At 64.6% G+C, this 22,494-nt stretch carries 26 protein-coding genes and 1 pseudogene; 25 read left to right on the top strand and 2 right to left on the bottom strand.

Features of this window, described 5'->3' with window-relative positions:
* Positions 1-5 precede the first annotated feature (5 nt).
* Entirely contained in the window at positions 6-764 is a 759-nt protein-coding gene (locus tag N539_RS0112415; RefSeq protein ID WP_028970516.1) for a DUF72 domain-containing protein, read from the bottom strand.
* Positions 765-803: 39 nt separating this feature from the next.
* Here N539_RS0112415 and N539_RS0112420 point away from each other — a divergent pair, with 39 nt between their 5' ends.
* The 25 genes and pseudogenes from N539_RS0112420 (at position 804) to N539_RS0112540 (ending at position 21,640) form a co-directional block, all read left to right on the top strand.
* The gene (locus N539_RS0112420) at positions 804-1,859 is read left to right on the top strand and encodes a L,D-transpeptidase family protein (protein WP_028970517.1); all 1,056 of its coding nucleotides are present in this window, start codon (positions 804-806) and stop codon (positions 1,857-1,859) included.
* Complete coding sequence (locus tag N539_RS0112425; RefSeq protein ID WP_037552774.1) at positions 1,859-2,479, top strand: M23 family metallopeptidase; 621 nt, start codon at positions 1,859-1,861, stop codon at positions 2,477-2,479. The genes N539_RS0112420 and N539_RS0112425 overlap by 1 nt, the downstream gene beginning before the upstream one ends.
* 43 nt (positions 2,480-2,522) lie before the next feature.
* Positions 2,523-3,086: an elongation factor P gene (gene efp / locus N539_RS0112430; RefSeq protein ID WP_028970519.1), complete on the top strand. Its 564-nt coding sequence runs from the start codon at positions 2,523-2,525 to the stop codon at positions 3,084-3,086.
* Positions 3,087-3,089: 3 nt separating this feature from the next.
* Entirely contained in the window at positions 3,090-3,902 is an 813-nt protein-coding gene (locus tag N539_RS0112435) for an inositol monophosphatase family protein (RefSeq protein ID WP_028970520.1), read from the top strand.
* The gene (locus N539_RS0112440) at positions 3,899-4,801 is read left to right on the top strand and encodes a hypothetical protein (protein WP_028970521.1); all 903 of its coding nucleotides are present in this window, start codon (positions 3,899-3,901) and stop codon (positions 4,799-4,801) included. Before N539_RS0112435 ends, N539_RS0112440 begins: the two co-directional genes overlap by 4 nt.
* Positions 4,802-4,875: 74 nt before the next feature.
* The gene (gene ndhC / locus N539_RS0112445; protein WP_028970522.1) at positions 4,876-5,253 is read left to right on the top strand and encodes an NADH-quinone oxidoreductase subunit A; all 378 of its coding nucleotides are present in this window, start codon (positions 4,876-4,878) and stop codon (positions 5,251-5,253) included.
* Between the two features lie 92 nt (positions 5,254-5,345).
* Positions 5,346-5,825 (top strand): annotated as a pseudogene (locus N539_RS0112450) (NuoB/complex I 20 kDa subunit family protein); the annotation flags it as partial.
* Entirely contained in the window at positions 5,825-6,631 is an 807-nt protein-coding gene (locus tag N539_RS0112455) for an NADH-quinone oxidoreductase subunit C (RefSeq protein ID WP_028970524.1), read from the top strand. The pseudogene N539_RS0112450 and the gene N539_RS0112455, both read left to right, overlap by 1 nt.
* On the top strand, positions 6,628-7,884 hold the full coding sequence (locus N539_RS0112460) for an NADH-quinone oxidoreductase subunit D (protein ID WP_081774350.1): 1,257 nt from the start codon (positions 6,628-6,630) through the stop codon (positions 7,882-7,884). Before N539_RS0112455 ends, N539_RS0112460 begins: the two co-directional genes overlap by 4 nt.
* A 196-nt stretch (positions 7,885-8,080) precedes the next feature.
* Complete coding sequence (nuoE, locus tag N539_RS0112465) at positions 8,081-8,770, top strand: NADH-quinone oxidoreductase subunit NuoE (protein ID WP_028970526.1); 690 nt, start codon at positions 8,081-8,083, stop codon at positions 8,768-8,770.
* Positions 8,770-8,994, top strand: a complete 225-nt coding sequence (locus N539_RS0112470) for a hypothetical protein (RefSeq protein WP_028970527.1) — start codon at positions 8,770-8,772, stop codon at positions 8,992-8,994. Before nuoE ends, N539_RS0112470 begins: the two co-directional genes overlap by 1 nt.
* Positions 8,991-9,137: a hypothetical protein gene (locus N539_RS18640; RefSeq protein ID WP_156029932.1), complete on the top strand. Its 147-nt coding sequence runs from the start codon at positions 8,991-8,993 to the stop codon at positions 9,135-9,137. Before N539_RS0112470 ends, N539_RS18640 begins: the two co-directional genes overlap by 4 nt.
* The gene (locus N539_RS18645) at positions 9,134-9,277 is read left to right on the top strand and encodes a hypothetical protein (RefSeq protein ID WP_156029934.1); all 144 of its coding nucleotides are present in this window, start codon (positions 9,134-9,136) and stop codon (positions 9,275-9,277) included. Before N539_RS18640 ends, N539_RS18645 begins: the two co-directional genes overlap by 4 nt.
* Positions 9,277-10,587, top strand: coding sequence for an NADH-quinone oxidoreductase subunit NuoF (gene nuoF, locus N539_RS0112485; protein WP_028970528.1), 1,311 nt, complete (start codon positions 9,277-9,279; stop codon positions 10,585-10,587). The genes N539_RS18645 and nuoF overlap by 1 nt, the downstream gene beginning before the upstream one ends.
* Positions 10,584-11,225 (top strand): hypothetical protein, encoded by a 642-nt coding sequence (locus tag N539_RS18650; RefSeq protein ID WP_156029937.1) that lies wholly within the window; start codon positions 10,584-10,586, stop codon positions 11,223-11,225. The genes nuoF and N539_RS18650 overlap by 4 nt, the downstream gene beginning before the upstream one ends.
* Positions 11,222-11,365, top strand: coding sequence for a hypothetical protein (locus N539_RS18655; RefSeq protein WP_156029939.1), 144 nt, complete (start codon positions 11,222-11,224; stop codon positions 11,363-11,365). The genes N539_RS18650 and N539_RS18655 overlap by 4 nt, the downstream gene beginning before the upstream one ends.
* Positions 11,358-13,367 carry an NADH-quinone oxidoreductase subunit NuoG gene (gene nuoG, locus N539_RS0112500; protein WP_028970530.1) on the top strand — a complete coding sequence of 670 codons (2,010 nt, stop codon included), beginning with the start codon at positions 11,358-11,360 and terminating at the stop codon, positions 13,365-13,367. Before N539_RS18655 ends, nuoG begins: the two co-directional genes overlap by 8 nt.
* Positions 13,368-13,393: 26 nt before the next feature.
* Positions 13,394-14,545: an NADH-quinone oxidoreductase subunit NuoH gene (nuoH, locus tag N539_RS17010; protein ID WP_081774351.1), complete on the top strand. Its 1,152-nt coding sequence runs from the start codon at positions 13,394-13,396 to the stop codon at positions 14,543-14,545.
* Positions 14,545-15,027 (top strand): NADH-quinone oxidoreductase subunit NuoI, encoded by a 483-nt coding sequence (gene nuoI, locus N539_RS0112510; protein ID WP_037552775.1) that lies wholly within the window; start codon positions 14,545-14,547, stop codon positions 15,025-15,027. The genes nuoH and nuoI overlap by 1 nt, the downstream gene beginning before the upstream one ends.
* 24 nt (positions 15,028-15,051) lie before the next feature.
* Entirely contained in the window at positions 15,052-15,657 is a 606-nt protein-coding gene (locus N539_RS0112515; RefSeq protein WP_028970532.1) for an NADH-quinone oxidoreductase subunit J, read from the top strand.
* A complete protein-coding gene (gene nuoK, locus N539_RS0112520; protein WP_028970533.1) occupies positions 15,654-15,959 on the top strand; it encodes an NADH-quinone oxidoreductase subunit NuoK in 306 nt (101 codons plus the stop codon). The genes N539_RS0112515 and nuoK overlap by 4 nt, the downstream gene beginning before the upstream one ends.
* Positions 15,959-17,998, top strand: a complete 2,040-nt coding sequence (nuoL, locus tag N539_RS0112525) for an NADH-quinone oxidoreductase subunit L (RefSeq protein WP_197018420.1) — start codon at positions 15,959-15,961, stop codon at positions 17,996-17,998. The genes nuoK and nuoL overlap by 1 nt, the downstream gene beginning before the upstream one ends.
* Positions 17,995-19,518 (top strand): NADH-quinone oxidoreductase subunit M, encoded by a 1,524-nt coding sequence (locus N539_RS0112530; RefSeq protein ID WP_028970535.1) that lies wholly within the window; start codon positions 17,995-17,997, stop codon positions 19,516-19,518. The genes nuoL and N539_RS0112530 overlap by 4 nt, the downstream gene beginning before the upstream one ends.
* Positions 19,515-20,951, top strand: a complete 1,437-nt coding sequence (gene nuoN / locus N539_RS0112535; RefSeq protein WP_028970536.1) for an NADH-quinone oxidoreductase subunit NuoN — start codon at positions 19,515-19,517, stop codon at positions 20,949-20,951. The genes N539_RS0112530 and nuoN overlap by 4 nt, the downstream gene beginning before the upstream one ends.
* Before the next feature lie 11 nt (positions 20,952-20,962).
* On the top strand, positions 20,963-21,640 hold the full coding sequence (locus tag N539_RS0112540; RefSeq protein ID WP_051531867.1) for a biotin--[acetyl-CoA-carboxylase] ligase: 678 nt from the start codon (positions 20,963-20,965) through the stop codon (positions 21,638-21,640).
* Here the strand turns inward: N539_RS0112540 and N539_RS0112545 are convergent.
* Entirely contained in the window at positions 21,632-22,354 is a 723-nt protein-coding gene (locus N539_RS0112545) for a hypothetical protein (protein ID WP_028970537.1), read from the bottom strand. The genes N539_RS0112540 and N539_RS0112545 overlap by 9 nt on opposite strands.
* Between the last annotated feature and the right edge of the window lie 140 nt (positions 22,355-22,494).

A 22,494-nucleotide genomic window follows, 5' to 3' on the forward strand; every position in this document is an offset into this window, starting at 1 on the left:
GAGGGTTAAGCGCCTTCTCCGTCCGCGACCATCCCTTTCAACGTGCGCGCGTCTTCGATCGCGTCGCCGCCGATGTCGTTGTTGAAATAGGCCCAGACGGAGCGGCCTTCGTCGCGTTGGGCGAGGAGCCATTCGGCCCATTCGTGCAGCTGGCCGTCGGAATAACGCCCGCGATATTTGCCGCCGGTGCCGTGGAGGCGGACATAGGCAGTCCGGCCGCTCGCCCAGCGAGGGGTCTTCAACCCGACGAGGTCATGAGTGACGAAGCCCGCCCCATGACGGTCGAGCAGGGCGAGAACATCCTCGTGGTACCAGCTGTTGTGGCGGAACTCGAAGACGTGCTCGACCGAGGTTGGAAGGAGGTTCAGAAAGGGTTCGAGCCGCGGAAGGTCTTTGTGAAGGCTCGGCGGCAACTGATAGAGGATCGGGCCGAGATAGGACTTCAAGCGCTGCGCGAGATCTACGAACGTGTCGAGCGCTTCCTCACAGTCCTTGAGCTTCTTCATGTGGGTGATGAAGCGGTTCGCCTTGACCGCGTAGCGGAACCCCGGTGGTGCCTGGTCGTGCCATTTGTCGAATGTGGAGGCGAGCGGGAGTCGGTAGAAGCTGGCGTTGATCTCAACCGTGTCGAACTCGCTCGCATAACGCTCGAACCAGCGCTTCTGCGGCAGGCCTTCGGGATAAAAACTCCCCTTCCAGTGGCGATAGACCCAGCCCGAGCAGCCGACGTGGACGCGGCCATTGGAAACAGTTGAACGCTCCATCGTTGCAACGCCGAACCTTCATTCACGAGGAGAGTTGCGTTGCGTGCCTTGATGTTTTCGGCCGGCCTGATCGGGGCGGCCGTCGCCGCGAGTGCCTGGGCAGTGCCAGGCCACGAAAATCCGCCGCCTTCGCGGATCAGCGGCTGGGTCGCGCCGGGAACGCCGGGATCGCAGATCGACGGCGAGCTGTTCCACGCCCAGGTGCTGCTCGACGCCGCGGGCTTTTCAGCGGGCGTGATCGACGGGAAGAAGGGAACGTCCTTCACACAGGCCGTGCGCGGCTTCCAGGAAGCCAACGGACTTCAGGCCTCGGGCAAGCTCGACGGCCCGACGCGAAGCGCGCTGCTTCGGCAGAACCGCGTGTCGACGATCTACGTAAAGCTCACCGGCGACGACGTTGGCGGGCCGTTCGTCTACCCGTTTCCGAAGAAGCCTGAAGCCCAGGCGAAGCTCAAGTTCATGGGCTATCGCAACATGCTGGAGAAGGTCGCCGAGCGTTACCACACCACGCCGCAAACGGTTGTCGCGCTCAATGGTCCGGACAAGCTGATCGGGCCGGGACAGACGCTGCGCCTGCCCAACGTCGTGCCGGCTTCGCGCAACTATGGCGGCGCTATCAATGACAAGCAGGTGCAGCTCATGGCCATGCTCAACGTCGGCGGCGATCAGCCCAAGGGCGATTATGTGGTGGTCGACAAGAGCGACGGCACGCTCAAGGTCTATCAAGGCGACAAGCCGGCCGGCCGGCTGATCGCGCAATTTCCCGTGACGACGGGCTCGGGCCACGACCCGCTGCCGTTGGGCACGTGGAAGGCGACGACCTATTCCTTCCTGCCGCCGTTCAACTATCAGCCGGACCTATTCTGGGATGTCGCCGACGACAAGGCCGAGCAGAAGCTGCCGCCGGGACCGAACGGGCCGGTCGGCGTCGCTTGGCTCGATCTCACCAAGAAGCATTACGGCATTCACGGCACCAACGAGCCGCAGACCATCCAGCACACCGAAAGCCACGGCTGCCTGCGGTTGACGAACTGGGATGTGATGCGCTTGTCGCGGATGATGAAGCCCGGCTTCACTGCGGTGTTCGTCGCCTGATGCTGCGGCTGATCGGAACCGCGCTGCTCACCGCCGTAGTGACGAGCGCCTTCTGGATTTGGTTCTATAATTTCGTGCCGCAGGGAACGCCCGCGGTCGCACGCAGCGGGAATATCGTCACCGTGCAGCCGGACCAGGAAGCGCCTGTCGTGGTGGCGCAGCAGGTCGTGGTCGGCCCCGCGGGGCTCGCGTTGCCGGTAGTTGGCATCAGGACGGATCAGCTCGTCGACACGTACGACCAGGCTAGGGGCCAAGGTCGGAGGCACGACGCGATCGACATCATGGCCGCGGAAGGGACGCCGGTGATCGCCGCCGCCGACGGCACCATCGAGAAGCTGTTCAATAGCGTTCGCGGCGGATTGACCATCTACGAACGCTCGCCCGACCGGAAGTGGACCTATTATTACGCGCATCTCTCGGCCTACGCGCCCGGGCTCAGCGAAGGGCAGCAGGTCAAACGCGGCCAGGTGATCGCCCGCGTCGGTCACACCGGCGATGCCAGCGCGGCCGGCCCGCACCTCCATTTCGCGATCAACCAGATGGCTCCCGGCGAGCGGTGGTGGAACGGCACGCCGATCAATCCCTATCCCCTGCTTGCCGGGAAAAAGGCCAACGGCTAGGGCTGCGAGGCTCTTTCAATCAGTCTAGCAGGTAAGCGATCCCATGAAGATCAGCGGCGTGGACATTCGTCCCGGCAACATCATCGAATATGAAGGCGGCATTTGGCGCGCCGTGAAGATCCAGCACACCCAGCCGGGCAAGGGCGGCGCCTACATGCAGGTCGAGATGAAGAACCTCATCGACGGCCGCAAGACCAACGTCCGCTTCCGCTCCGCCGAGACCGTCGAGCGCGTCCGCCTCGACACCAAGGACTACCAGTACCTCTATCATGACGGCGACATGCTCGTGTTCATGGACAAGGATACCTACGAGCAGGTGTCACTGCCCGAGGATTTGATCGGCGAGCCGGCGGCCTTCCTCCAGGACGGCATGGACGTGGTGATGGAGCTCTACAACGAGCGGCCGATCTCGGTTCAGTTGCCCGATCAGGTCGAAGGCACGATCGTCGAGGCCGATGCGGTGGTGAAGGGTCAGACCGCGTCATCCAGCTACAAGCCGGCCAAGCTCGATAACGGCGTCCGGGTCATGGTACCGCCGCACATTGCGGCCGGAACGCGGATCGTGGTCGATGTCTACAACAGGGAATATGTCCGCCGCGCGGACTAGCTTATGGTCTCTCACTCCGGCCTGATCACCGTCATGCAACGCGCCGCGCGCAAGGCGGCGCCGCGGCTGAGGCGCGACTTCGGCGAAGTCGAGCAATTGCAGGTCAGCCGCAAGGGGCCGGCCGACTTCGTGTCGATGGCCGACAAGCGGTCGGAAGCGACGATCGTCGACGAGCTCAGGTACGCGCGGCCCGACTGGGGCCTGCTCGTCGAGGAAGCCGGTGAAATCGCCGGCAATCCGGACAAGCCGCGGTGGATCGTCGACCCGCTCGACGGCACCACCAACTTCCTTCACGGCGTGCCGCATTTCTCGATCTCGATCGCGGTCGAGGAGAAGAAGGCCGGCGGCGGGACCGAGATCACGCAGGCGTTGGTCTACCAACCGCTGACCGATGACAGCTACTGGGCGGAAAAGGGCAGGGGCGCGTGGCTCCAGGATGCGCGGCTACGCGTGTCGGCGCGCCGCGACCTCAACGAAAGTCTGATCGGCACCGGCATGCCGCATTGCGGACGCGGCGATCCCGAGCGCTGGGCGAAGATCTATGCCGCGGTCGGGCCGCAGGTCTCGGGCGTGCGCCGGTTCGGATCCGCTGCGCTTGATCTGGCGTGGGTGGCCGCTGGTCGAATGGATGGCTTCTGGGAAGACGATCTCGACCTATGGGATACCGCGGCCGGCGTGCTGCTGGTCAAGGAAGCGGGAGGGTTCGTGACCGACTATCGAGGCGGTGACCGCTCGTTCGAGCGGCGCGAATATGTCGCCGGGTCGTCGGCGATCCACAGCAAGCTGCAGAAACTGGTTGCCGGAGCGGTCCGGTGATCGGGCTGCTGGCGCTGGCAGCCGCCGCCGCACAGCCGCAGACCGTCCTGACCATCGATCCCAGGCACCGCCTGGTCGAAGGCGTCGCGAGCGACGGCAAGACGATTTGGGTCTCGAGCATTCTCGACCGCCAGGTGCTGGAGTGCCAGGCGACATGCCGCACCCTCGCGACCCTGCCCGAAGGCCTGCATCCCTTCGCCATCGCCTGGGACAGTTTGCGCGAGCGGTTGTGGGTTGCGGCGGATTGTCCGCCCGGGGTTCCGGGGATCAAGGCGTGCGACCGTGGCGCGCTGTTGGCGCTCGACACCAAGGGCCGCATCCAGACGCGCATTGCGCCGTTCATCGGCGAGTTCCATCCCGGCGACGTATCTGCTTCGCGCGGGCAGGTGTTCGTCAGCGACAGCCAGAACGGCATGGTCTTCCGCCTGACCAAGAACGAACGGGGCATCATGGCAGTGGTGCTGCCGGACGCCGGCAAGAGCGCGCAAGGGACTGCGCTCAACGCGAACGGGACGGAACTCCTCGTCGCCGACTACAGCCAGGGTATCGCGGTGGCGGACCTAGCGAGTTTCAAGCGAACCCTCCTTCCGAGGCAGGACGGCAAGCCCCTGCGCGGGATCGATGGCCTGGTCCGCTGCGGATCGACCTATTACGGCATTTACAATGGCGCCGCGCCCGGCTTGCTGGTGTCGATCAGGCGGACGGACAAAGGGATCGAGTTCACCCAGCCGCTCGGTGACACGACGCTGCCTGACCCGACCCAGATTGCCTATGACGGCAAGCGCCTGCTGATCGTCGCCGATTCAGGCTGGGCGTCGGTCGACAAGCAGGGGCAACCGCGGACTTCGGGCGCGCCGATCATCGCGGTGCCGTTGTCGGGCGATTGCAAGCCGAAGTAACGCCCTCTCCGGGTTGCGGGAGAGGGGTGTAGGTCCTAAAGCCCGCGCCAAGTTTCGAGCCCCGGAGTTTTCCCTTGGCCAGCGTCGCCTTCGGCTACCTGCCGATCCTGTTGTTCCTGATCGTCGCTTTGGGCCTGTCCACGGCGTTCGTCGTGCTGCCGATGCTGGTTTCGCGGCTGACCGGGGCGCATAAGCCGGACCCCGCCAAGCTCAGCGAATATGAGTGCGGCTTTCCCGCCTTCGAGGACGCCCGGGCCGAGTTCGACGTCCGCTTTTACCTCGTCGCCATCCTGTTCATCGTGTTCGACCTCGAAGCGGCCTTCCTGTTCCCATGGGCGGTCAGCCTTGGCTTCACCAAGTGGACCGGCTGGGGCGCGATGGTGCTGTTCCTGATCGAGCTCGCGCTCGGCCTCGCTTATGCGTGGAAGAAGGGCGCCCTCGAATGGGAGTGATGCTGCGCCCCAACGAAGACCGCATGCCGAACGAGGAAGAGCTCGCCCGGCTAGCCGGGCTCGTCCCCGGTGACATCGACCGGAAGCACCTGGAGGCGCTTCAGCAATCGCTGAACGAAAAAGGCTTCATGGTCACGACCGCCGAGGACCTGTTCACCTGGGCTCGCACCGGCTCGTTGTGGTGGATGACCTTCGGCCTCGCCTGCTGCGCGGTCGAGATGATCCATGTGAACATGCCGCGCTACGACCTTGAAAGATTTGGCGCCGCGCCGCGCGCTTCGCCCCGCCAGTCGGACGTGATGATCGTCGCGGGAACGCTGTGCAACAAGATGGCGGCGCCGCTGCGCCGGGTCTACGACCAGATGAGTGAGCCCCGCTACGTTATCTCGATGGGCAGCTGCGCCAACGGCGGCGGCTATTACCATTACAGCTACTCGGTCGTGCGCGGGTGCGACCGCATCGTCCCCGTCGACATCTACGTCCCCGGCTGCCCGCCGACGGCGGAGGCTTTGCTCTACGGGATACTTCAGCTGCAGCGGAAGATCCGCCGCGAAGGGACGATCGAACGCTAATGGCCTCGGCCGCGCCTCGCTATGCCGATGCTCCGGCGTCGCTCGGCAAGCTTGCCGGTGCTCGCCCGCGCGCCGGGCTCGAGACCGCGTTCGATGTCGATCGCGGCGATCTGGTTGCGGTGCTGAAGGCGCTTCGCGACGAGCATGAATATCAGCAGTTGATGGAGATCGCGGGGGTCGACTATCCCGACCGCGCCGAGCGCTTCGAGGTGGTCTATTGTCTCCTCTCCCTGACCAGGAACCACCGCGTTCGGGTGCATGTGGCGACCGACGAGGAAACACCGGTGCCAAGCGTCACGGGGCTGTGGGCGGTCGCCGGCTGGCTCGAGCGCGAAGTCTACGACATGTATGGTGTCGGCTTCAGCGGCAACGACGACCTTCGCCGCATTCTCACCGATTACGGCTTCGAGGGCTTCCCCCAGCGCAAGGATTTCCCGCTCACCGGCCATATCGAGCTGCGCTACTCGGAGGCTGAGAAGCGCGTGGTCTATGAACCGGTCTCGCTGCCGCAGGATTTCCGCACCTTCGATTTCCTGATGCCGTGGGAAGGGCCCGAATATGTCCTGCCCGGCGACGAGAAGGCGAAGGCGGAATCGCCCGGGGCGCCGAGCCCGATGCCGGCACCGGGCGGGCCGGCGCCGCAGAACGTGAAGACTCCGGCCGAGACGCCGAAGACGACCGAGAAGCCCGCGCAAACTGGCGGCGGAGCGCCGGCCGACAAGCAGGCGACCAAGGAAGCCCGCAAGCCGCGCGTCGCCAAGGCAAAGGGCGAAGTCAGCAAGAAGCCGCGAGCCAAGAAGGCATGACCGACGTGCGCACCCGCAAAGTCGAGGTGAACGTCGGCGCGATCGGCGAGGGCGCGGAGCTCGGCCATCCGCGCGACCCGGGCGATGAGGCGATCAACAATTACACGATCAACTTCGGCCCGCAGCACCCGGCCGCGCACGGCGTCCTCCGGCTGATCATGGAGCTCGACGGCGAGATCGTCGAGCGCGTCGATCCGCACATCGGGCTGCTCCACCGCGGCACCGAGAAGCTGATCGAATACAAGACCTACCAGCAGGCGCTGCCCTACTTCGATCGCCTCGATTACTGCTCGCCGATGTGCATGGAGCACAGCTTCGTGCTTGCGATCGAGAAGCTGATGGGCCTCGAGATTCCGCTGCGCGCCCAGTACATCCGGGTGCTGATGGCGGAGCTAACCCGCATCTCCAACCACATGCTCAACCTCGGCAGCCACATCATGGACGTTGGCGCCATGACGCCAAACCTGTGGCTGTTCGAAGTGCGCGAGGACACGCTGCAATTCTATGAGCGGGCATCGGGCGCGCGGATGCACGCCAATTACTTCCGCGTCGGCGGCGTGCGCGAGGACCTGCCCGAGAAGATGCTCGCCGATTTGGGCGACTGGCTCGACAACCGGCTGCAGCTGTTCGAGGACGCGATCAGCCTGGTTGCCGACAACCGCATCTTCAAGCAGCGCAACGTCGACATCGGCACGGTCGGCCGCGACGATGCGATCGCCTGGGGCTTTTCGGGACCGATGATCCGCGCCAGCGGCGTTCCGTGGGACATCCGCCGCAGCCAGCCGTACGAAGTCTACGACCGGATGGACTTCGAAATCCCGGTTGGGACGCGCGGCGACTGCTACGACCGCTTCATGGTCCGGGTCGAGGAAGTGCGGCAGTCGGCCAAGATCATGCGCCAGTGCCTGAAGGAAATTCCGTCCGGCCCGATCGGCGCCGACAGCAAGGTGTTCCCGCCGCGCCGGGCCGAGATGAAGACCTCGATGGAGGCACTGATCCACCACTTCAAGCTCTATACCGAGGGCTATCACGTGCCCGCGGGCGAAGTGTATCTCGCGACTGAGAGCCCCAAGGGCGAGTTCGGCGTCTATCTCGTCGCAGACGGAACGAACCGGCCCTACCGGTGCAAGATCCGCCCGACGGGGTTCAGCCACCTCCAGGCGATGGACTTCATGATGAAGGGCCACATGCTCGCCGACACCACCGCGGTGCTGAGCGCGATCGACATCGTGTTCGGGGAGGTGGACCGGTGAGCGCGCTGATAGTTGCCCGCCGCACCTTGGTCGCCTTCGTCCTGCTGTGGCTAGCCGCGGTGGTCATGATGTTACTTGTTGGCGGTCAAACGGCAGAGGCGGCCTTCGTTGTCGCAATTTGCGCCCCTATCGGCATGGCTCTGTCTGCAGCTACATGTTTGGTGCTTCAGTTCTTCTCAAGACGGAATGCGCGCTGATGGCCGGGCAGGCAGGCATCCTCGACAGCGCCGAACAGCGCGCGCAGTGGGAAGGGTTTCGCTGGACCGACGACAATGCGCGCATGGCGAAGGAGTTCATCGCCTTCTACCCGGAAGGGCGCCAGCGCTCCGCAATTCTCCCGTTGCTCGACCTCGCCCAGCGCCAGGTCGGCGCCGAAACGCACACGCAGGGCTGGCTGCCGATCCCGGTGATGGAGTTCGTCGGACGCGAGCTCGACTTGCCCTACGTCCAGGTGCTCGAGGTCGCGACCTTCTATACGATGTTCAACCTGGCGCCGGTCGGTCGCTTCCACGTTCAGGTGTGCGGGACGACGCCGTGCATGCTGCGCGGCTCGGATGATGTGCTGAACGCCTGCTTCAAGCGGGGCTTGAGGAAGGGCTACACGACCGAGGACGGCATCTTCACGCTGAGCGAAGTCGAGTGCCTCGGCGCCTGCGCCAACGCGCCGATGGTCCAAATCAACGACGACAATTACGAGGACCTGACCGACGCGAGCATGGGCGCGATCCTCGACGCGCTGGCCGCCGGCCAGACCCCCAGGCCCGGCCCGCAGATCGAACGCCAGACGAGCTGCCCGGAAGGCGGCCCGACCACGCTCAAGAAAATGGCCGAGCGCAATTACGATTATCGCCCGCAATGGACGGCGACGGCCGGGGAGGGGGCGTAATGGCGCTGCTCAAACCCAATTTCTTCAGCGAGCATCCGGTTCGGGCGGGCATGATGTGGGCGCTCGGCTTCGCCGTCCTGTTCCCGTTGGCGATGGCGCTGATGGGGCGGCCGCTTCACGGGCGGATTGTGTGGGTCGTATTCCTTTTAACGACGGTCGTCGGCGGCCTCGGATGGGGATATTCGATGAAGCGGCGTTTCGATCAGAAGGCAGGCGAGCAGTGATCGGCCTGATCGTCGCCGTGATCATCGGCATCTTGGTGATCGGGCTGGTGCTCAATCTGCTCAAGCTCGCGGTCATTGTCGCGGTCGTCGCGGGTATCGCGATATTCGCGCAGAACAAATTCGGGACCAAGCGGCTCAAATGACGATTGTCGGAATCCTCATCGCCGGGGTGCTCGCCTTCCTTGCCTTCCGGTTTGTGACCGGAATGATCAAGTTCGGCGTGATCGCGCTGATCGTGCTTGCGGTGCTGTTCTTCCTCGCCAAGGGCGGAGGGCTCGGCTGATGGGCTACACCGGCCCCCTCGCGGACAAGGACCGCATCTTCACCAATCTCTACGGCTTCCAGTCGCCCTTTCTGAAAGCGGCCGAGGCGCGCGGGGACTGGGACAATACCAAGGGTCTGATGGCCGTCGGCCAGGACCCAATCATCGACGCGGTCAAGGCGTCTGGCTTGCGCGGCCGCGGCGGCGCCGGCTTCCCCACCGGCATGAAGTGGAGCTTCATGCCCAAGGAGCCCAAGCCCGGGAAACCCAACTTCCTGGTCATCAATGCCGACGAGTCTGAGCCTGGGTCGTGCAAAGACCGCGAGATCATCCGGCATGATCCGCACAAGCTGATCGAAGGCGCGCTGATCGCCGGCTATGCGATGCGGGCACGCGCTGGATACATCTACAGCCGCGGCGAATTCATCTACGAAACCGAGGTGTTACGCCGCGCAGTTGCCGAGGCTTATGAAGCTGGGCTGCTGGGCAAGAACGCGGCGGGGTCGGGCTATGACTTCGACCTGTTCGTTCACCGCGGCGCCGGCGCCTACATCTGTGGCGAAGAGATGGCGATGCTCGAAAGCCTCGAGGGCAAGCAGGGCAAGCCGCGCCTGAAGCCGCCATTCCCCGCCGGCGCCGGGCTCTACGGCTGCCCGACCACGGTCAACAATGTCGAGAGCATCGCGGTCGTCCCGACGATCCTGCGGCGCTCACCCGCATGGTTCGCGAGCTTCGGCAACCCCAAGAACGAAGGCACCAAGCTGTTCCAGATCAGCGGGCACGTGAATTGCCCGTGCACCGTCGAGGAGACGATGGGGATCGACTTCAGGGAGCTGATCGAGCGCCATGCCGGGGGCATTCGCGGCGGCTGGGATAATCTCCTCGCCGTGATCCCGGGCGGGTCATCGGTGCCGCTCGTGCCCGCGGCCGAGATCATGGACGCGCCGATGGACTTCGACGGGCTGAAGGCGCTTGGCAGCGGCCTCGGCACCGCGGCGGTGATCGTCATGGACAAATCGACCGACATCGTCCGCGCGATCAGCCGCATCAGCTATTTCTACAAGCACGAGAGCTGCGGCCAGTGCACGCCGTGCCGCGAGGGCACCGGCTGGATGTGGCGGATGATGGAACGGTTGCGCGAGGGCGATGCCGAGGTCGCGGACATCGACAAATTGCTCGACGTCACCAAGCAGGTCGAAGGCCACACCATCTGCGCATTGGGCGACGCCGCCGCCTGGCCGATCCAAGGCCTCGTCCGCCATTTCCGCCCCGAGCTAGAGCGGCGGATTGCCGAGCGCGCCGGGCGCACGATGCTGGAGGCGGCGGAATGACCAATCGTTTCGCCGCCGTTCTTGTTGCAGCTTCGGTCGTAGCTACGCCCGCCGGCGCCGGCACCAGTAAACGTGCGAAGGCAGAGATGATATGGCCCGGAATGATTCTTCAGGTTCCAAGCGTGCGACAGTCGGAGGAAACTATCCGGCGCTTCGCTCAATGTATCGCGAACGAGCACCTTGAGGGCGTGAAAGCATTCTTGGCCGTGCCGGCAAACAGTCCGGACGTCCGAAAAATCGGTGCGGAGCTTGCCACGAATAGTGCGACTGATTGCTCACCCAATCTCTATATGACGATATACGCGCCGACTTTGCGCGCTGCGCTGATCGAGGTCCTCTACAACCGCGACTTCCGAGGAGTAGCATCGCCGCCCCTTCATTTGGGAAGTGATGGCGGTATGATCGATCCCGCCAAGTGCATCGTCTCAAAAGCAGCCGTCATCGCCGATCAGCTAGTGGCCACGGCGCCTGCGTCCAAAGCGCAGAAGACGGCATTCATGTTATTGAGGTCGGCCGCCGATAGCTGTGGAGTTGCCCTCCCGACGGATCAGCGGAAGCTACAATGGCTACGCTTTCAGATTGCCGAGGCCCTGTATCGTCAACGCTCGATCACATCGACGTTCGTAACCGTCAAATGACCACGACGCAGATCACAATCATTATCGCGGCGGCGATCGCGATCATCGCCGCGCTTGCTGCTCGCGGCGGTGGGCCGCGCATCACGCAGATCACGCGCACGGTGGAGCGCGACGACGATAAGGACGGCGACGATGCCTAAAGTCACCGTCGACGGCGTCGAGATCGAGGTGCCGCAGGGCGCGACCGTGCTTCAGGCGTGCGAGCTTGCGGGCAAGGAGATTCCGCGCTTCTGCTATCACGAGCGGCTGTCGATCGCCGGCAATTGCCGCATGTGCCTGGTCGAGGTCGCGCCGGGGCCGCCCAAGCCGCAGGCGAGCTGCGCGCTGCCCGCCGCCGACGGCCAAGCGATCCGCACCGACACCGCGATGGTCAAGAAGGCGCGCGAGGGCGTGATGGAGTTCCTGCTCATCAACCACCCGCTCGACTGCCCGATCTGCGATCAGGGCGGCGAATGCGACCTCCAGGACCAGGCGATGGCCTACGGCCGCAGCTTCACCCGCTACGAGGAGAACAAGCGGGCGATCGACGACAAATATATGGGCCCGGTCATCAAGACCTCGATGACGCGGTGCATCCAGTGCACCCGCTGCATCCGCTTTTCTTCCGAAGTCGCGGGCGTCGACGAGATCGGCATGCTCTACCGCGGCGAGGACAGCCAGATCACGAGCTACCTCGAACACGCGGTGAGCGGCGAACTGTCCGGCAACCTCGCGGACGTCTGCCCGGTCGGCGCGCTGCTGCAAAAACCGCAAATCTTCGAGAGCCGGCCGTGGGAACTGCGCCGGGTGCCTGGCATCGACGTCATGGACGCGGTCGGATCGAACATCCGCTTCGACGTCCGTCAGCGTCAGGTGATGCGGATCCTGCCGCGCATCAACGAGGACGTGAACGAGGAGTGGATCCACGACAAGACGCGCCACCACGTCGACGCACTCGTCCGCAACCGGCTCGACCGGCCGTGGATCCGCGAAAAGGGCAAGCTCAGGGAAGCAACCTGGAAGGAAGCGCTCGACCTGTTCGCCAAGCGATTGAAGAAGGCGGGCAGCAAGGTCGCGGCAATCGCTGGCGACCTGCTCGACGCCGAGACCATGTACGCGGCGAAGAAGCTGCTCGAAGGGCAGGGCTCGACCCTGATCGAAGGACGGCAGACGGGCCTCGACTACGACACGTCGAGCCTCAGCGCCGTCGCGTTCAATTCGACCATCGCCGGCATCGAGGACGCCGACGTCGTGCTGCTGGTCGGATCGAACATCCGGTGGGAAGCGCCGCTGATCGCGACCCGGGTGCGCAAAGTCGCGCGCAAGGGCGGCAAAGTCTTCGCGATCGGGCCGGAAGTCGACCTCGGCATGAAGGTCCAGTGGCTGGGGAATGACCTCAAGCTGCTCGGCGACCTGCCCAAGACCGTCACGGACGGGTTTGTGCGGGCCGAGCGGCCGGCGGTGATCGTTGGCGGCGGAGCTCTTGCCGCGGGCGCGCAGGGGGCATCGCTTGCGCTCGTCGACACGCTCGGCCTGATCAAGGACGGCTGGAACGGTTACAACATCCTTCATTTCTCCGCGTCGCGCATGGCGGGGCTGGTCCTCGGCTATGCGCAGAAGGGCGGGATCGCGGACCTCGAAGCGACGTCGCCCGAGCTGGTGCTGCTGCTTGGGGCGGACGAAATGCCCGCGACCCGGTTCGAAGGCGCGTTCAAGGTTTATATCGGTCATCACGGCGACGCCGGCGCGCGGCAGGCGCATCTCGTGTTGCCGGGCGCGGCCTATGCCGAGAAGCACGGCACCTACGTCAACACCGAAGGCCGGGTGCAGCGTGGCGAGAAAGCAGCGTTTCCGCCGGGCGAGGCGCGCGAAGACTGGGCGATCCTGCGCGCGGTCAGCGAGCTGGCGGGGAAGAAACTGCCGTTCGACACTTTCGCTCAGCTGCGCGCCGCAATGATTATCGAATATCCACAGCTCGGCCGCGACGGCTTGATCGACTTGCCGTGGGCGCCGCCGAAGCTGAGCGCGAAGGTGGAAGGGCCGGTGCGCTACCCGATCGGCGACTTCTTCCTGACCAATGCGATCTGCCGCAATAGCCCGACGATGCAGCGCTGCTCGGAAGAGCTGGTGCACGGCGTCGACGTGCGGGAGGCGGCGGAGTGAGCCTGTTCGTACATCCGACAGCAACGATGGTCGGTTGGGGCATGCAGTACGGGTGGGCGTATTTCATTGCGACGTTCGTCCTCATCTTGCTGATCGCTTTGCCGCTGATGCTCGCGGTGGCGATGGTCATTTACGCCGAACGCAAGATCTGGGCCGCGATAGCGCTTCGCCGCGGGCCCAACGTGGTCGGGCCGTGGGGGCTGCTGCAGAGCTTCGCCGACGGGCTCAAGGTCTTCCTCAAGGAAACGATCATTCCGACCAGCGCCAACAAGGGCCTGTTCCTGATCGCGCCGATCGTCACTTTCACCGTGGCGCTGATCGTGTGGGCGGTCATCCCGTTCCAGCCGGGCCTAGTGCTCGCCGACGTCAACGTCGGACTGCTCTACATCCTCGCGGCAAGCTCGCTCGGCGTCTATGGCGTGATCGTCGCCGGCTGGGCGTCCAACTCCAAATATCCGTTCTTCTCGGCGTTGCGCGCCGCGGCGCAGATGGTGAGCTATGAAGTGTCGATCGGCTTCGTGGTGATTACGGTCGTGCTCTATTCGGGCAGCTTCAACCTGAGCCAGATCGTGCTCGCCCAGACCGGTCATGGCCTCGGCATCGTCAACGCCTACGCCTTCAATCTGCTGCTGTTCCCGATGTGGGTGGTGTTCTTCATCAGCTCGATGGCCGAGACCTTTCGCACCCCGTTCGACCTGGTCGAGGCGGAGAGCGAGCTCGTCGCCGGCCACCAGACCGAATATTCGTCGATGAGCTTCGCGCTGTTCTGGCTCGGCGAATATGCCAACCTCATCCTGATGTGCGCGCTCAACGCGACCCTGTTCTGGGGCGGGTGGCTGCCGCCGCTCAACATCGACCTCATCCCGTGGTTCGATATCCCGGGCTGGATCTGGCTGATCGGCAAGATGTGCCTGTTCTTCTTCATGTTCGGCTGGGTGAAGGCGACCGTGCCGCGCTACCGCTACGACCAGCTGATGCGCCTCGGCTGGAAGATTTTCCTGCCGCTGTCGCTGCTGTTTGTGGTCCTAACGTCGGGGTGGTTGATGCTGACGCGCTTTTCCGCACCCCAAGAAGCGGAGATGTTTGCTCCCTGCGACCCCAGAGTGATTGCGCCTGACGAAGCGCGCGCGATAGAGCAGGCAAATGCCAATCTGCCTGCAAGCGAGGCTATTTGTTGATGATTTCCCGCACCATCAAAGCCTTTACCCTGTGGGAATTCGTCAAGGCGCACGCCCTGACTTTGAAGTATTTCTTCAAGCCCAAGGCGACGATTAATTATCCCTACGAGAAGGCGCCGCAGAGCCCGCGCTTCCGCGGCGAGCATGCGCTGCGCCGTTATCCGAATGGCGAAGAGCGCTGCATCGCGTGCAAGCTGTGCGAGGCGATCTGCCCGGCGCTGGCGATCACCATCGAGGCCGAGCCGCGCGAGGACGGCAGCCGCCGCACCACGCGCTACGACATCGACATGGTCAAGTGCATCTATTGCGGGCTGTGCGCCGAGGCCTGTCCGGTGGATGCGATCGTCGAGGGACCGAACCTCGAATTCGCGACCGAAACGCGCGAGGAATTGCTCTACGACAAGGGCAAGTTGCTTGCCAACGGCGACAAGTGGGAACAGGCGATCGCCGCCAACCTTGCCGCCGATGCCCCCTACCGATAACGCGCCGCCGACAGGGTCCCATTCTTGATTGCAGCCATCGCCTTTTACCTGTTCGCGACGCTCACGATCGTTCCGGCGATCGCGGTGATCTTCTCGCGCAACCCGGTGCACAGCGTGCTGTGGCTGATCCTCGCCTTCTTCAATGCGGCGGGCCTGATGCTGATCCTCGGCGCCGAGTTCATCGCGATGCTGGTGGTGATCGTCTACGTCGGCGCGGTCGCGGTGCTGTTCCTGTTCGTCGTCATGATGCTCGACATCGACTTCGCCCAGCTCCGCTCGGGCTTTACCAAGAACCTGCCGTTCGGGATCATCGTCGCGTTGGTGCTGGCCGGTGAGATCGGCGCCGCTTTGTGGTCTCGGCAGGCGGGGCCGGCGATGAGCGGCCGAGTCATTCCCGCGGCCGGCCAGCCCAACATCGTCGCTCTCGGACAGATGCTCTACAGCCGCTACCTGTTCCCGTTCGAGATCGCGGGATTGATCCTGCTGGTGGCGATGATCGGAGCGATCGTCCTCACCCATCGCAGCCGCCGCGACACCCGGCCACAGAAAGTCTGGCGCCAGGTCGCCCGGCGTCCCCAGGACGCGGTGCGCAACGCCAACCCTGGCGTCGGCGAAGGGATGAAGCTGTGATCGGCCTGACGCACTACCTGACCGTCGCCGCCATCCTGTTCACGATCGGGGTGCTCGGCATCTTCCTCAACCGCCGCAACGTCATCCTGATGCTGATGGCGATCGAGCTGATCCTGCTTGCGGTGAACATCAACCTCGTCGCCTTCTCGGCCTATCTTGGCGACTTGACCGGCCAGGTGCTGGCGATGTTCGTGCTGACCGTCGCCGCCGCCGAAGCCGCAATCGGACTCGCCATCCTCGTCATCTTCTTCCGCCGCCGCGGCTCGATCGCGGTCGACGATGCCAACCGGATGAGGGGCTGATGGCGGTCATCCTGATCGTCTTCCTGCCGCTCGTCGCCGCCATCATCGCCGGGCTTGGCGGCCGCTCGATCGGCAGGGTGCCGGCCAAGGTCGTGACGACTGCGGCGCTGTTCATCGGCGCACTGCTCAGCTGGCCGATCTTCTTCCAATATATCGCGGGCGACGCCCAGCCGGTCGTGGTGCCGGTGGTGAAGTGGATCGAATCGGGAGGCCTGACGGTCGACTGGGCGCTTCGGGTCGATGCGCTGACGGCTGTCATGCTGGTGGTGGTGACGACGGTCTCCAGCCTCGTCCACCTCTACAGCTGGGGCTATATGGAGGAAGACCCGAGCCAGCCGCGGTTCTTCGCTTATCTGTCGCTGTTCAGCTTCGCGATGCTGATGCTGGTGACGGCGGACAATCTCGTGCAGATGTTCTTCGGTTGGGAAGGCGTCGGGCTCGCCTCCTACCTGCTGATCGGCTTCTGGTACCACAAGCCGTCGGCCAATGCGGCGGCGCTCAAGGCGTTCGTCGTCAACCGAATTGGCGATTTCGGCTTCAGCCTCGGCATTTTCGGCACCTTCCTCGTGTTCGGAACAGTATCGATTCCGGCGATCCTCCACGCTGCGCCGGGGATGATCGGCTCGACCATCGGCTTTGCCGGGATGCGGGTCGACACGATGACCTTGCTCTGCGTGTTGCTGTTCATCGGCGCGATGGGCAAATCGGCCCAGATCGGGCTGCACACCTGGCTCCCCGACGCGATGGAGGGCCCGACCCCGGTCAGTGCTCTGATCCACGCGGCAACGATGGTCACCGCGGGCGTGTTCATGGTCTGCCGCCTGTCGCCGATGTTCGAGACCTCGCCGACCGCGATGCACGTCGTCACCTATGTCGGCGCCGCGACCTGCATTTTCGCGGCGACGGTCGGATGTGCGCAGAACGACATCAAGCGGGTGATCGCTTACTCGACCTGCTCGCAATTGGGTTACATGTTCTTCGCCGCGGGGGTCGGCGCGTACGGCGCAGCGATGTTCCATTTGTTCACGCACGCCTTTTTCAAGGCGTTGCTGTTCCTCGGCGCCGGCAGCGTGATCCACGCCATGCACCACGAGCAGGACATGCGTTATTATGGAGCGCTCCGGAAGGAGATCCCAATCACCTTCTGGGTGATGGTCGCGGGCACGCTGGCGATCACCGGGGTCGGCCTTGGCCCAGTCGGTTTCGCTGGCTTCTGGTCGAAGGATGCGATCCTCGAGAGCGCGTGGGCGAGCGGCTCGGTGCCCGGCGTGATCGCTTTCTGGCTGGGCGCGCTCGCGGCGCTGCTGACCAGCTTCTATTCGTGGCGGCTGATCTTCCTGACCTTCTTCGGCGAGCCGCGCTGGGCCGCGTCCGAGCATATCCAGCACGCCCTCCACGGCCATCATGATGCGCCGGACGAGGAGCATGGCGACAGCGGGCATGACGCGCGTCCGGTGCCAATGGGCAGCGGCGGCTATCATCCGCACGAGAGCCCGCTGACCATGCTGGTGCCGATCGGACTGCTGGCAGTCGGCGCGGTATTCGCGGGGCAGGGCTTCCACAGCATCTTCGTCGATGCCGAACGGGCGCCCGAGTTCTGGCGCCAGAGCATCGCGTTCAGCGAGCACCTCGCCCACGCCGCGCACCAATCGGGTTTGTTGATCAAGCTGACGCCCACGATCGTGATGCTGATCGGGCTCTACATCGCGTGGCGGAACTACATGCAGAAGCCGCAGGCGCCCGCGAACTTCGTCGCGCAATTCCCTTCGCTGTACCGGTTCGTGTCCAACAAATGGTATTTCGACGAGCTTTACGACGTCATCTTCGTGCGTCCCGCGCTGTGGCTCGGCCGCCTGCTGTGGAAGGGCGGTGACGAGGGCACGATCGACCGCTTCGGCCCGCACGGCGCGGCTTATGCGGTGAGCATCGGCAACCGGATCACGACGCGCTTCCAGTCCGGCTACCTCTATTCCTACGCGCTGGTGATGCTGCTGGGGCTGATCGGGGCCGCGAGCTGGGCGATCTGGTGGGCGCAATGACCGGGACGCCGTGGCTCAGCCTGCTGATCGCGATCCCGATCATCGCCGCGGTGCTGTGTCTGTTCGTTCGAGCGGAGGGCGCGCGCTGGGTAGCGCTGGTCGCCACGCTGATCGACTTCGCCATCAGCGTCTATCTGTGGATGCAGTACGACCCCGACGGCGCGCAGTGGCAGTTCGTCGAGAAGCTGCCGTTGGGCGGCGGCGTCAGCTGGGCGCTCGGCATCGACGGTATCGCCCTGCTGCTGATCGTCCTCACCGCTTTCCTGATGCCGATCTGCATCGGCGCGAGCTGGCGCGCGATCGAGAAGCGCGTGCCCGAATATATGGCGGCCTTCCTGCTGATGGAGGCGCTGATCATGGGCTCGTTCGCGGCCCAGGACCTGTTCCTCTTCTACATTTTCTTCGAAGGCGGCCTGATCCCGATGTACCTGATCATCGGCGTGTGGGGCGGCGCCGAGCGCATCAAGGCGAGCTACAAGTTCTTCCTCTACACCTTGTTCGGCTCAGTGCTGATGCTGATCGCCATGATCTACATGGTCGGCACGGCCGGCACGACCTCGATTCCGGTCCTGATGGCTTACGACTTCCCGGTCGACGCGCAGAGATGGCTGTTCCTCGCCTTCCTGGCAAGTTTCGCGGTCAAGCTGCCGATGTGGCCGGTCCACACCTGGTTGCCGGACGCGCACGTCCAGGCGCCGACTGCAGGCTCGGTGATCCTCGCCGGCGTGCTGCTGAAGCTCGGCGGGTACGGTTTCATCCGTTTCTCGCTGCCGATGTTCCCCGACGGATCGGCGCAATTCATACCGTTGATGTTCGTCCTGAGCGGAGTTGCGGCGATCTACACCAGCTTCGTGGCCCTGGTGCAGACCGACATGAAGAAGCTGATCGCTTACTCATCGGTCGCGCACATGGCGTTCGTCACCTTCGGATTGTTTGCGATGAACGAGCAGGGCATCGAAGGCGCTTTTTTGGTCATGCTCGCGCACGGGCTCGTGTCAGGGGCGCTCTTCCTGTGCGTCGGCGTCGTCTACGACCGGCTGCATACCCGCGAAATTTCGCGCTACGGCGGGCTTAGCGACAACATGCCGGGTTACGCCCTGTTGTTCATGATCTTCACCATGGCAAGCATCGGCCTCCCCGGCACGAGCAACTTCCCCGCCGAATTCCTGAGCATGGTCGGGACTTATCGCGCTTCGACTTGGGGAGCGATCGCCGCCTGCTTCAGCACGATCCTCGCCGCGGCCTACATGCTCTACCTTTACTGGCGGATCTGCTTCGGCACCCAGCGCAATGCCGACGCAGCAGCAATGACCGACTTGTCGGCGCGCGAATGGTGGCTGCTACTGCCGATCATTGCCGGCGTATTCTGGATGGGCATCTATCCCGAGAGCTTCCTGCACCCAATCCGCAACGATGTTGGGCGGCTCATGACCCGGCTCGAGCGTGTCGCCCCCGCGGGTGATTCGAAGATCAAGCTTGGCCCGGGGTGGATGAGCATGGATCACGGAGCGATGCATTGATTTCCCGCTTCGCTCCGCTTCTGCCCGAGCTGATCCTCAGCATCGGCGCGACCGTGTTGATGATGGTTGCGGCGTTCGGCGGGCGCCGGCTGTCCGGGGTCGTCAGCTGGCTGTCCGTCGCGCTGCTCGTCGGGGCCACTTTCGCACTGATCGGCGCCCCGTCGCACAGCGGGCCGGAGTTCGAGGGGCTGCTCTCAGCGGACCTGTTCGCCAGCTTCGGCAAGGCGCTGATCTTCCCCTCGGCCGCGGTCGCGATCATCGCCGCTCATGGGTGGTTCGAGCGCGGCACCGAGCATGCGAGCGAATATGCGGTGCTGATCCTGTTCAGCGCCGTGGGCATGGCGGTGATGATGTCGGCGACCAGCCTCATCACGCTCTACGTCGGGCTCGAGCTGACCAGCCTCGCGAGCTATGTTCTCGCCTCCTATCGCCGGACCGACGAGCGGTCGGCCGAGGCGGGCCTCAAATATTTCGTGCTTGGGGCGCTTGCCAGCGGCATCCTGCTCTACGGCATCTCGCTTCTGTACGGGTTTACCGGAACCACGAACTTTACCGGCGTCTCGGCGGCGTTCGGGCGCGGCGCTCCGTCGCTCGGTCTGTTGTTCGGGCTGGTCTTCCTGCTCGCCGGCCTCGCCTTCAAGATCAGCGCGGTGCCGTTCCACATGTGGACGCCGGACGTGTACGAGGGCGCCCCGACCCCGGTCACCGCCTTCTTCGCCTCGGCCCCCAAGGTGGCCGCGGTGCTGATGTCGACCAGGGTCTGTCTCGACGCGCTCGCGCCCGCCACCGACGCATGGCGCCAGATCGTCATCTTCGCCGCGCTCGCCTCGATCTTCCTCGGCGCGATCGCCGCGTTCGGCCAGACCAACATCAAGCGGCTGCTCGCTTATTCGTCGATCAACAATGTCGGCTTCGCGTTGATCGGCCTTGCCGCCGGTGGCCCTCGCGGCGGTGCAGCGGTGCTGTTCTACATGACCGTCTATATCGTCATGACGCTGGGCGCCTTCCTGTGCGTGCTGTGGATGCGCGATGCCGAGGGGCGGCCGGTCGAAAGCATCGAGAGCCTGTCGGGACTGGCGCAGACACGGCCGGCGTTCGCGTTCGCGCTGTTTATTTTTATGCTCAGCTTGGCCGGCATCCCGCCGATGTTCGGCTTCTGGCCCAAGCTGGTCGTGTTCCAGGCCGCAATCGCCAGCGGTTATATCGCGCTCGCCGTGGCCGGCATCCTAGGGACTGTTATCGGACTTTATTACTACCTGAAGATCGTCAAGGTGATGTACCTCGACGAGCCGGCGGCGCCTTACGCGCGGGTTCGCGAGCCGGTGCAGGGGCTTCTGATCCTCGTCGCCGCACTGATCGTCTCGCCGCTCGGCTATCTGTTGATCGGCCCACTCGGACGGCTTGCCGACCGGGCAGCGGGATCGATCTTCTGAGCCGCATCCGGATCGTCGAGTCGACCGGCTCGACCAATGCCGACATTCTCGCAGATCAAGAGCGGGTCGAAGGCGACTGGCTCGTCGCCCTGGAGCAGCATTCGGGCAGGGGCCGCCAGGGCCGCGAGTGGGTCTCGGCCAAAGGCAATTTCTATGGCAGCACCCTCGTCACGATGAAAGCAGCCGATCCGCCGGCGCCGAGCCTTTCGCTCGCCGCCGGACTGGCTCTGATCGAAGCGGTTGAACTCGCCGTTCCCGCCCGAGGCTTGGTGCTCAAATGGCCCAACGATCTGATGCTGCAAGGCAGGAAGCTCGCCGGCATCCTGCTCGAGCGTAGCGGCGACAGGGTCGCGGTCGGCTTCGGGGTGAATCTCGCCTCCGCGCCCCCCCTCGCCGATCGCCAGGCGGCGGCGCTCGGCGGCAAGGTCGCGCCGCAGGTCTTCGCGCCGCTGCTGGCGGGCAGCCTCGCGCGGCTGCTGCAGCTGTGGAGGTCGACCGAAATCCCGGCGCTGGGGCGGGCCTGGCAGGAGCGGGCACACCCCCTTGGAACGCGGCTGTCGGTCCATGTGAACAAGGAAGAGACGGTCACCGGCCTGTTCGCGGGGCTCGAGCCCGACGGCGCGCTGCGGCTGCAGCGGGAGGACGGCGCGATCGACATCATCCGCGCGGGCGACGTCGACCTAGCTTAGCGCGGCGTAAAGGGCCTGGCCCGCGCGCTGCCACAGCGGGCTGTTGAATGTCGCGATCTCAAGCGCTTGCTCGATCACCAGAGCAGGCGCGACGAATTTCCACACCGGATGAATCTTGCCGTAGCGCGCCTTGTCGCGGATCGAGGCCACAAGGATCGGCGAGTAAGCGAGGACGAGCGCCAGCCAGATTTCGGGCCGCGGCACCATGGGTAGCAGGTGGCGGAGGCGGAAGAAGGCCGGCCACAGCACGTGAATGGTGGCAAGCAGCATCAGCCGCTTGTGCCAATCGGGACGGCGGCGGAGCGCCAATGCCGCGATCACCAGCAACAGGAACAGCGTCAATCCGCTGGTCGTTGCAGCCAGGCTCGAGGTAGCCGCGGTGCCGAGATCGGGAAGGTCGCGCTCGGTTGCCCAGCGCTGGGTCGCGATTCCGCTGGCCCAAATCAATGCGGCGAGAGGAAGCGCGACCCGGCCGAGGCGGCGATGCGTGGGCGTGCGGGTCGCCCGAACCAGTCGCGATTGGGCAATCACGAACAGAATCCAGCACAGGCTGGCGGCGCCGTGGAGATGGACGAACCTCGGCGCGGCGAAAGTGCGCCTGGCCATCGGCAGGAAATAGGTCGTGCTGAAGCCCAGCGCGACGACCGTCAGCCCGACCAGCGCATATCCTCCGTAGAAGCGAGTGGCGCGGTCGCGCGCCCATGCAGTGGCCATGCTGTCCCCCGGGAGCAAAGGTAACAGTCTCGTGGCGCCCTGCAAGACAGTCACGGAAGGGTCTGCGCCATCGCCGAGTCGTGCTCTCGCTTCCCGCAGCCAGCGGGAGTAGGCGCCACTTCGTTTCGCGACCGAGTCGA

The organism is Sphingomonas sp. URHD0057 (assembly GCF_000620665.1).
GTDB lineage: Bacteria > Pseudomonadota > Alphaproteobacteria > Sphingomonadales > Sphingomonadaceae > Sphingomicrobium.

What these genes read in the sequence shown, in the direction of transcription:
- N539_RS0112415 (WP_028970516.1), bottom strand. Translation starts at nt 764, where the DNA reads ATGGAGCGTTCAACTGTTTCCAATGGCCGCGTCCACGTCGGCTGCTCG.
- N539_RS0112425 (WP_037552774.1), top strand. Translation starts at nt 1,859, where the DNA reads ATGCTGCGGCTGATCGGAACCGCGCTGCTCACCGCCGTAGTGACGAGC.
- efp (WP_028970519.1), top strand. Translation starts at nt 2,523, where the DNA reads ATGAAGATCAGCGGCGTGGACATTCGTCCCGGCAACATCATCGAATAT.
- N539_RS0112435 (WP_028970520.1), top strand. Translation starts at nt 3,090, where the DNA reads ATGGTCTCTCACTCCGGCCTGATCACCGTCATGCAACGCGCCGCGCGC.
- N539_RS0112455 (WP_028970524.1), top strand. Translation starts at nt 5,825, where the DNA reads ATGGCCTCGGCCGCGCCTCGCTATGCCGATGCTCCGGCGTCGCTCGGC.
- N539_RS0112460 (WP_081774350.1), top strand. Translation starts at nt 6,628, where the DNA reads ATGACCGACGTGCGCACCCGCAAAGTCGAGGTGAACGTCGGCGCGATC.
- nuoE (WP_028970526.1), top strand. Translation starts at nt 8,081, where the DNA reads ATGGCCGGGCAGGCAGGCATCCTCGACAGCGCCGAACAGCGCGCGCAG.
- N539_RS0112470 (WP_028970527.1), top strand. Translation starts at nt 8,770, where the DNA reads ATGGCGCTGCTCAAACCCAATTTCTTCAGCGAGCATCCGGTTCGGGCG.
- N539_RS18645 (WP_156029934.1), top strand. Translation starts at nt 9,134, where the DNA reads ATGACGATTGTCGGAATCCTCATCGCCGGGGTGCTCGCCTTCCTTGCC.
- nuoF (WP_028970528.1), top strand. Translation starts at nt 9,277, where the DNA reads ATGGGCTACACCGGCCCCCTCGCGGACAAGGACCGCATCTTCACCAAT.
- N539_RS18650 (WP_156029937.1), top strand. Translation starts at nt 10,584, where the DNA reads ATGACCAATCGTTTCGCCGCCGTTCTTGTTGCAGCTTCGGTCGTAGCT.
- N539_RS18655 (WP_156029939.1), top strand. Translation starts at nt 11,222, where the DNA reads ATGACCACGACGCAGATCACAATCATTATCGCGGCGGCGATCGCGATC.
- nuoG (WP_028970530.1), top strand. Translation starts at nt 11,358, where the DNA reads ATGCCTAAAGTCACCGTCGACGGCGTCGAGATCGAGGTGCCGCAGGGC.
- nuoH (WP_081774351.1), top strand. Translation starts at nt 13,394, where the DNA reads ATGGTCGGTTGGGGCATGCAGTACGGGTGGGCGTATTTCATTGCGACG.
- nuoI (WP_037552775.1), top strand. Translation starts at nt 14,545, where the DNA reads ATGATTTCCCGCACCATCAAAGCCTTTACCCTGTGGGAATTCGTCAAG.
- nuoL (WP_197018420.1), top strand. Translation starts at nt 15,959, where the DNA reads ATGGCGGTCATCCTGATCGTCTTCCTGCCGCTCGTCGCCGCCATCATC.
- N539_RS0112530 (WP_028970535.1), top strand. Translation starts at nt 17,995, where the DNA reads ATGACCGGGACGCCGTGGCTCAGCCTGCTGATCGCGATCCCGATCATC.
- N539_RS0112545 (WP_028970537.1), bottom strand. Translation starts at nt 22,354, where the DNA reads ATGGCCACTGCATGGGCGCGCGACCGCGCCACTCGCTTCTACGGAGGA.